The following is a 252-nucleotide window of genomic DNA, read 5'->3' as shown; positions in this document are numbered from 1 at the left end:
TTCAAGATGAGGGTGTGCCATCACCCCTCCTAAGACAGACCATATAGGTTCTTAGGCTGATTGACTATTACCGCCAACCACAGTTGCGTAGCGAATATTCATCGCCCCAACAATATCACGATGTTTCTCAAACCCACATTTGCACTTGTATTTTCTGTCTTGCGCCTTGTTCTTTCCAGAACATTTCGGACATGTTTGACTTGTATAAGAAGGGTTCACATATTCGACCTTTATGCCAACTAATGTCGCTTT

At 42.9% G+C, this 252-nt stretch carries 1 protein-coding gene; it reads right to left on the bottom strand.

Annotation, left to right across the window (positions count from 1 at the left end; translation table 11 throughout):
* Positions 1 to 51 precede the first annotated feature (51 nt).
* Positions 52 to 252 (bottom strand): zinc ribbon domain-containing protein (locus MR167_RS32295; protein ID WP_242316298.1); only part of this gene is annotated, 201 nt, incomplete at its 5' end.

Origin of the sequence: Bacillus cereus group sp. BfR-BA-01355 (assembly GCF_022663675.1) — a bacterium.
Taxonomy (GTDB): Bacteria; Bacillota; Bacilli; order Bacillales; family Bacillaceae_G; genus Bacillus_A; species Bacillus_A thuringiensis_S.
The sequence above is the reverse complement of the archived record's forward strand: the minus strand, read 5'-3'. Positions and strand labels throughout refer to the sequence as shown.